The organism is Pseudomonas sp. PS02290 (assembly GCF_029960075.1).
In the GTDB taxonomy this organism is placed as follows: domain Bacteria; phylum Pseudomonadota; class Gammaproteobacteria; order Pseudomonadales; family Pseudomonadaceae; genus Aquipseudomonas.
In genome coordinates this window covers 1-7,464 of sequence record NZ_JASCOY010000156.1, presented here as the reverse complement: position 1 = coordinate 7,464, position 7,464 = coordinate 1, and the positions used below count along the sequence as shown (strand labels likewise).

Below are 7,464 nucleotides of genomic sequence, written 5' to 3'. Positions count from 1 at the left end.
GGGCCTTGAGGCGAGGCAGCACGGCGTCGAGGGTTTCAGCGACGCCGCCGGCCAGACCGAGGGCCACCGGCACGCGACGGCCGAGGGCCGTCGGATCGATGTCAATCTGGATGACGGTTGCTTTTTCCGGGTAGAAATTGCGGTATGGGAAGCTGCTGCCGAGGATCACCAGCGTGTCGCAGGCCATCATCGCGTGGTAGCCGGAACTGAAACCGATCAGTCCGGTCATGCCGACGTCGAAGGGGTTGGCGTATTCGATGTATTGCTTGCCACGCAGGGCGTGGACCACTGGGGCAGACAACTTCTCGGCCAGCGCAACCACCTGATCGTGGGCCTCGGCACAGCCAGCGCCCGCAAGAATGGTCACGGCCTTGGATTTGTCCAGCAGGTCCACCAAGCGCTGCAGATCGGCTTCTGCCGGGATCACCCGCGCAGGCGCGTGATCGACCCACTGGGGCTTGATGTCAGGCGCTGCGCTCAGGGCGACGTCGCCGGAAATCACGATCACCGCCACGCCGCGCTGGCTGATGGCCGCGCGCATCGCCCGCTCCAGCACCCGAGGGAACTGCTCGGGGGTGCTGACGGTTTCGACGAAGTGGCTGCACTCCTTGAAAAGGTCCGTGGGGTGAGTTTCCTGGAAGTAATTCAGGCCGATCTCGGACGACGGAATCTGCGCCGCGATGGCCAGGACCGGCACACCGCTGCGGTGGCAGTCATACAGGCCGTTGATCAAGTGCAGGTTGCCCGGGCCGCAGCTGCCCGCACAGACCGCCAGCTTGCCGGTGGACGCCGCTTCCGCACCGGCCGCGAACGCCGCGACTTCTTCGTGACGGGTGTGCATCCACTTGATCTTGCCCAGGCGCTGGAGGCTGTCGGTCAGACCGTTCAGGCTGTCGCCGCTGACGCCCCAGATCTTCGAGACGCCGGCTGCGGCGAGGGTTTGGGCGAGGTAATCGGCGATGGTTCTGCTGGACATGGGGCAAGTTCCTTGTCGAGTCGAATTGGCGCGCGATGCCGGAACAGACATCACGCGTGGTCTCAAATCGACCCGTCACGCCGGGCACAGTTCAGTGCGTGTGGGCAAACGTGCCTACCCACCCACAGACGCCTGCCATCACACCGGCGGCTGGCCCGGCGCCTTGCTCGGCGCGGCGATCTGCACTTTCGGGTTGATCGGCGTGACACTTGGCGTCGCGTACTGCTGTTTCAGGTGACCGTCCTGATCCAGCAGCCAGGCATCGAGGATCTCCCGCACCACGGGACCCGCCACCCGTCCGCCCGCCTCGCCGTTCTCGATCATCACCGCGACGACAATCTTCGGATTGGCTGCGGGGGCAAAGCCGACGAACAAGGCGTTGTCGCGGTGCCGTTCAAGAGTCTTGTCGCGGTTGTAGCGTTCGCCCTGCTTGATCGCCACCACCTGCGCGGTGCCGCTCTTGCCGGCGATGCGGTACTGCGCACCTTGCGCGGCCGCACGGGCGATGCCGCGCGGGTCGTGCATCACCGCTTGCATGCCGTTGTTGACCTGATCCCACTCGTGGGAATCGCGCAGCACGATGTTCGGCATCGGATGCTCGTCCACCGGCGCCACGCCGCCGATTTCCTTGGCCAGATGCGGACGGTGCCAGATGCCCTTGCTGGCGATCAAGGTCGTCGCCTGGGCCAGTTGCAGCGGCGTCACCTGCATGTAGCCCTGGCCGATGCCGAGGATCACGGTTTCCCCCGGGAACCAGGCCTGACGCCGGGTGATGCGCTTCCATTCTTTCGACGGCATGAGCCCCGCCGATTCTTCGAACATGTCCAGCGAGACCTTCTGGCCGATACCGAACATGGTCAGGTAATCGTGCAGGCGGTCGATCCCCAGCTTGTGGGCCAGGTCATAAAAATAGGTGTCGTTGGAGCGCATGATTGCCGCGTACAGGTCCACCCAGCCATCGCCGCTGTGGTTCCAGTTGCGATACTTGTGATCGAAATCAGGCAGCTGGAAATAGCCCGGGTCGAACACCCGCGTAGACGGCGTGACGACCCCGCTGTCCAGGCCGGCAATCGCCACTTCCGGCTTGATAGTCGAACCCGGCGCATACAGCCCGCGCAGCACACGGTTGAACAGCGGCCGGTCGACCGAATCCCGCAGCGCCGAATATTCCTTGAAGCTGATGCCGGTGACGAACAGGTTCGGGTCGAAGCTCGGTTTGCTGACCATCGCCAGCACTTCGCCGGTGGCCGGATCGATCGCCACCACTGAGCCGCGACGATCGCCCAGGGCATGTTCCGCCGCCTCTTGCAGCTTGATGTCCAGGCTCAGGGTAATGTTTTTGCCGGCCACCGGATCGGTGTGTTTGAGCACGCGCAACACCCGCCCCTGCGCGTTGGTTTCCACTTCTTCGTAGCCGACATGGCCATGCAGCTCGCTTTCGTAGAAGCGCTCGACGCCGGTCTTGCCGATGGACTGTGTGCCGCGGTATTCCACCTGATCGAGCTGAGTCGCTTCCTTCTCGTTGATCCGCCCGACGTAGCCGATGGAGTGGGCGAAGTGCTCCGCCAGCGGGTAGTGGCGAACGAACTGCGCCTCTACGTCCAGGCCCGGCAGGCGGAACTGGTTGACCGCCAACAGGGCGATCTGCTCTTCGGTCAGTTCATACAACAGCGTCACCGGCACGAAGCGGTGAGGCGAGTTTTTCATCGCCTTGTCAAAAATAATGCGGTCCTCGTCGGGCAGGTTGAGGATCTGCATCAGTTCGTCGATGACCGCATGCCAGTCGCCTGCGCGCTCGCGGGTCATGGTCAAGTTGAAGCTGGGCCGGTTGTCGGCGAGGATCACGCCGTTGCGATCGAAGATCAGCCCGCGCTCGGGCGGAATCGGCAGGACATGGACGCGGTTGTTTTCGGAGATGGTCGAGTGGTAGGCGAATTCGGTGACTTGCAGGAAGTACATGCGGCACACCAGCGCGACGCTGAGCATGGCCACGAACACGGCGCAGGCGATCAAGCGTTTGTTGACCAGCCGGGTTTCCTTCTCGTGGTCTTTTAAAGGTATTGGATCGGGCATTTCTGCAGCTACTCGGTGAACAGATGGACAGCACAGTCAGCACCCCGCGTGAATAGGCGGGACGCAAATGGCGTGCACGATACCAAGAAGTGCTCCTGGCGACGGACTCGGCTTTATGAAGATTCTGTCAGGTTCGAGCCGCCGCCCGCGCTGACACTCAATCCATAAGGCCCGGTTAGGTGAAACGACACGAGCCGTCGCCGGCTCATTGTTACTCGAAAGGACCGTGACTGTTACGGGATCGGTAAGAGTCATTTACAGAATTCACTCGCCGCAACACGTCGTAACACATCTATCATGCCAGTTGGCGTGAAAAAACAGGGATCAGTTACGGCAACTCCCCGCTCAGCGTGCGCTATTCGGCCGCCGGGCTGCCAGAGACCCAATGTCACACCCCGCCAAGAGCCACTTGCCGTGCACATCGTATGCGCGGCAATACCCGTGATAAAGAACGCAGAGCACAGCCCCGGCACGGACCATTCCCCAATGGCCTGTGGGGGCGTGGTTTTGCAGGAGCCCTGAATGACAGAGAAATCCAAAGGCCTCACCCGCCGCCAGTTGCTGAAAGGTTCAGCCACGACGCTGGCCGTGGGCGCCGCCGCTACGGCCCAGGCCGCCACCGTCGTTGGCGTTCCGCAGTGGGTGCCCTTCGACCACAACGGTCCGATGCACTACGACACCCCCGGCTGGCAGTTCTTCACCGACGCCGAGGCCACTGCGGTGGAAGCCATTGTCGCCCGACTGATTCCCGCCGATGACCTCAGCGTCAGCGGCAAGGACGCCGGCTGCGCGGTGTTCATCGACCGTCAGCTGGCCGGCGAGTACGGCACCTTCAGCCGTCTGTACATGCAGGGCCCGTTCGTTCAGGGCACGCCGATGCAGGGTGACCAGTCGGAACTGGTGCCGCGCCAGCGCTACCGTCTCGGCCTCGCCGGCCTCGAAGGCTATTGCCAGAAGCAGTTTCAGAAAAGCTTTAGCGGCCTGACCGCAGAACAACAGGACAAAGTCCTGACCGGTCTGGACAAGGCGGAAATCACGCTGGACGGCATCGACGCCAAGCTGTTCTTTCAGCAGGTGCTCGGCAACACCATGGAAGGCTTCTTCGCCGACCCGGTCTACGGCGGCAACCGCGACATGGTGTCGTGGAAAATGATCGGCTTCCCCGGTGCCCGCTACGACTACCGCGAGTACATCGGTCTGCACAACCAGAAGCTGAATCTGGTGCCGCTCTCCATCATCGGCAGCTCCGCCTGGACCAAGAAGGGTTAATTCGACATGGCCAAAAAACTACCTTCCACGGACGTCGTGGTTGTCGGGCTCGGCTGGGCCGGATCCATCATCGCCAATGAACTGGCTGACGAAAACCTGAAGATCATCGGCTTCGAACGCGGCCCTTGGCGCGACACCGCTGCAGACTTCAACGTTGCCTCGGCGGCGGACGAACTGCGCTACAACCGCCGTCAGGACCTGATGCTGAGGACCCGGCAAAACACCACGACCATTCGTAACAGCGTGACCGAGACAGCGCTACCCATGCGCAGCTGGGGTTCGTTTCACCCGGGCAACGGCACCGGCGGCGCGGGCAACCACTGGGCCGGCATCACCTTCCGTTTCCAGCCCCACGAATTCCGGCTGCACAGCCACCTGACCGAGCGTTACGGCAAGGAGTTGTCGCCTGAACTGACCTTGCAGGATTGGGGCACTGACTGGGACGAAATGGAGCCGTTCTACGCCAAGTTCGATCGCCTGGCGGGCATCTCCGGCAAGGCCGGCAACATCAAGGGCGTGATCCAGGAGGGCGGCAACACCTTCGAAGGCGCTCGCTCGGAGGAATACCCGAACCCGCCGACAGCACAGACTTACGCGCCGACGCTGTTCGCCGAAGCCGCGAAAAACCTGGGCTACAAGCCATTCCCGGTGCCCTCGGCCCTGGTATCGCGCCCGTACGTGAACTCCCTCGGCGTGGCCATGGGTGCCTGCACATTCTGCGGTTTCTGCACCAACTACGGCTGCGCCAACTACTCCAAAGCCAGCGCCATCACCACGGTGTTGCCGGTTCTGGTGCGCAAGCCGAACTTCACCGCGATGACCAACTGCGAAGTCCTGCGCGTGACCATGGACAGTAGCGGCAAGCGCGCCACCGGCATCGTCTACATGGATTCCAACGGCGAAGAGTGGGAACAACCCGCCGAACTGGTGGTGATCAGCGCCTTCATCTTCGAAAACGTGCGCCTGATGCTGCTCTCCGGCGTCGGCCAGCCGTACGACCCGGTGACCAACACCGGCACCACGGGCCGCAACTACGCCTACCAGACCGCCAACAGCGTGCGCATGTTCTTCGATGACAAGAACTTCAACCCGTTTATCGGCGGCGGCGCCATCGGCATGGGCATCGACGAGTTCAACAACGACAACTTCGACCACTCGGGTCTGGGTTTCGTCGGCGGCGGCAGCACCCGTGTGACGCCGATCGGTGCCGCGCCCATCGACTCACGCCCTCTCCCGCCCGGCACCCCGGCCTGGGGTTCGGAGTGGAAGAAAGCCACGGTGAAGAACTACGCCAGCACCATGTCCATCGGCTGCGAAGCAAGCAGCTACGCGACCCGCACCAACTACCTGTCGCTGGACCCGACCTATAAAGATCCGCTGGGTCGTCCGTTGCTGCGCATCACCTTCGACTTCCCGGAGAACGACCGCAAGATGGCCGCTTACGTCATCGGCAAGGTCGGCGAAATCGCCAAGAGCATGAACCCGCGGCAGATGGTGCCCAGCTCCCAGCAAGGGCATTGGAACAGCGCGCCGTATCAGTCGTCGCACATCGTCGGCGGCTTCATCATGGGCGCCGACCCGAAAAACAGCTCGGTGAACAAACACCTGCAAGTGTGGGGCGTGCCGAACCTGTTTGTGGTCGGCTCTTCCGCCTTCCCGCAGAACCCGGGCTACAACCCGACCGGCACCGTCGCGGCGCTGGCCTTCAAAGCGGCGGATGCGATCCGCACCCGCTACCTCAAGCGTCCAGGGGAGATGATCAGCGTATGAAGACTCTTCTGACGGTCTGCGCAGGCGTTATCGGCCTGTCTGTTTCCCTGGCTCATGCCGCAACCGGCGCCGATTCCTACAACATCGTGGAAAAAGGCCGCTATCTGACCACTCTGGGCGACTGCACCGCGTGCCACACGATCCCGGGCAAACCGCTGTTCTCCGGCGGCGTGATCCTCGACACGCCGTTCGGCAAGCTGGCGGGCGCCAACATCACCCCGGACCCGGCGACCGGCATCGGCCGCTGGAGCTTCGAGGATTTCCAGAACGCCATGTCCAAGGGCCACGGCCTGGACGGCAAGCGTTTGTACGGCGCCATGCCGTTCACCGCTTACACCAAGGTGCTGCGTGAGGACAATCTGGCGATCTTCGCGTACCTGAAAACGGTCGACCCGGTGGAAAACAAGGTTGAAACCAACCAGCTGCCCTTCCCCTTCAACGTGCGCACCAGCTTGATCGGCTGGAACCTGATCAACTTCAAGGAAGGCGAATTCAAAGCCGATCCGCAGAAGTCCGAGCAGTGGAATCGCGGCGCGTACCTGGTGGAAGGTCTGGGCCACTGCGGCACGTGCCATACGCCGAAGAACCTGATTGGCGGTGACAAGAACGATCAGTTCCTCACCGGCGCCAATCTGCAGAGCTGGGTCGCACCGAACATCACCTCCACTGGCCACGATGGCATTGGTGCGTGGAGCGAGGCGGACATCGTCAAGTACCTGAAGACCGGCGCAAACCGTTTCGACATCGCCTCCGGGCCAATGGCCGAGGAAGTCGAGCATTCTTCGCAGCACTGGAAGGATGAGGATTTGCTGGCGGTGGCGGTGTACTTGAAGGACGGTGCCAAGCCGGTTGAGGCGGCCAAGCCAGTCGCTGCGGATGATGCGGCGATGGTGGCGGGCAAGGCGATTTATGCGGATCGCTGCTCGGCGTGTCATACGCCGACCGGTGAAGGCGCGGTCAATCTGTTCCCGAAACTGGCGTTGGCGCCGTTGGTGAACAGCAACGATCCGTCGTCGCTGATTCGTGTGGTGCTGGCGGGCAGTCGTGCGGGTGCGACGGATGCTGCGCCGACGGCTCCGGCGATGCCGGCGTTTGGCTGGAATCTGTCGGATGAGAATGTCGCGGATGTGCTGACGTATGTGCGTAATACGTGGGGCAATGCGGCGCCGGCGGTGTCCGGTTCGGATGTGAAGGATGTGCGTGAGGGGTTGAGGGCGAAGTAGGTTCACCTTCGACCGGAAGATCAAGAGCGTCTGCCTGGGGGCAGACGTTTCGCCTTCGGCGAGTTACTTGATAAAGCCCCAAGTAACCAAGGGCTTGTGCTCCTGGTTGGGCCCTTCCTTCGTCAGGGTTCCTTCACTCCGGTCTCGCTCCGT

Annotated in this window: 5 protein-coding genes; 3 read left to right on the top strand and 2 right to left on the bottom strand. The window is 62.6% G+C overall.

Features of this window, described 5'->3' with window-relative positions; translation table 11 throughout:
• Together QMX88_RS28115 and mrdA are read right to left on the bottom strand one after the other, a co-directional pair.
• The coding region (locus QMX88_RS28115) for a thiamine pyrophosphate-binding protein (protein ID WP_282373520.1) at nt 1-976 on the bottom strand (976 nt) is incomplete at its 3' end.
• A gap of 138 nt (nt 977-1,114) precedes the next feature.
• The gene (gene mrdA, locus QMX88_RS28110) at nt 1,115-3,049 is read right to left on the bottom strand and encodes a penicillin-binding protein 2 (RefSeq protein WP_192172219.1); all 1,935 of its coding nucleotides are present in this window, start codon (nt 3,047-3,049) and stop codon (nt 1,115-1,117) included.
• A gap of 522 nt (nt 3,050-3,571) precedes the next feature.
• Here mrdA and QMX88_RS28105 point away from each other — a divergent pair.
• Genes QMX88_RS28105 through QMX88_RS28095 form a run of 3 tightly spaced genes read left to right on the top strand, consistent with a single transcriptional unit; the run spans nt 3,572 to nt 7,311 of the window.
• Nucleotides 3,572-4,318: a gluconate 2-dehydrogenase subunit 3 family protein gene (locus QMX88_RS28105; protein ID WP_282373519.1), complete on the top strand. Its 747-nt coding sequence runs from the start codon at nt 3,572-3,574 to the stop codon at nt 4,316-4,318.
• A 6-nt stretch (nt 4,319-4,324) separates the two neighbouring features.
• Complete coding sequence (locus QMX88_RS28100; RefSeq protein ID WP_282373518.1) at nt 4,325-6,088, top strand: GMC family oxidoreductase; 1,764 nt, start codon at nt 4,325-4,327, stop codon at nt 6,086-6,088.
• Nucleotides 6,085-7,311 carry a c-type cytochrome gene (locus QMX88_RS28095; RefSeq protein ID WP_282373517.1) on the top strand — a complete coding sequence of 409 codons (1,227 nt, stop codon included), beginning with the start codon at nt 6,085-6,087 and terminating at the stop codon, nt 7,309-7,311. Before QMX88_RS28100 ends, QMX88_RS28095 begins: the two co-directional genes overlap by 4 nt.
• Nucleotides 7,312-7,464 lie beyond the last annotated feature (153 nt).

Bases quoted from the DNA above. Each gene is read 5' to 3' on its own strand.
- QMX88_RS28105 (WP_282373519.1), top strand. From the start codon at position 3,572: ATGACAGAGAAATCCAAAGGCCTCACCCGCCGCCAGTTGCTGAAAGGT.
- QMX88_RS28100 (WP_282373518.1), top strand. From the start codon at position 4,325: ATGGCCAAAAAACTACCTTCCACGGACGTCGTGGTTGTCGGGCTCGGC.
- QMX88_RS28095 (WP_282373517.1), top strand. From the start codon at position 6,085: ATGAAGACTCTTCTGACGGTCTGCGCAGGCGTTATCGGCCTGTCTGTT.
- mrdA (WP_192172219.1), bottom strand. From the start codon at position 3,049: ATGCCCGATCCAATACCTTTAAAAGACCACGAGAAGGAAACCCGGCTG.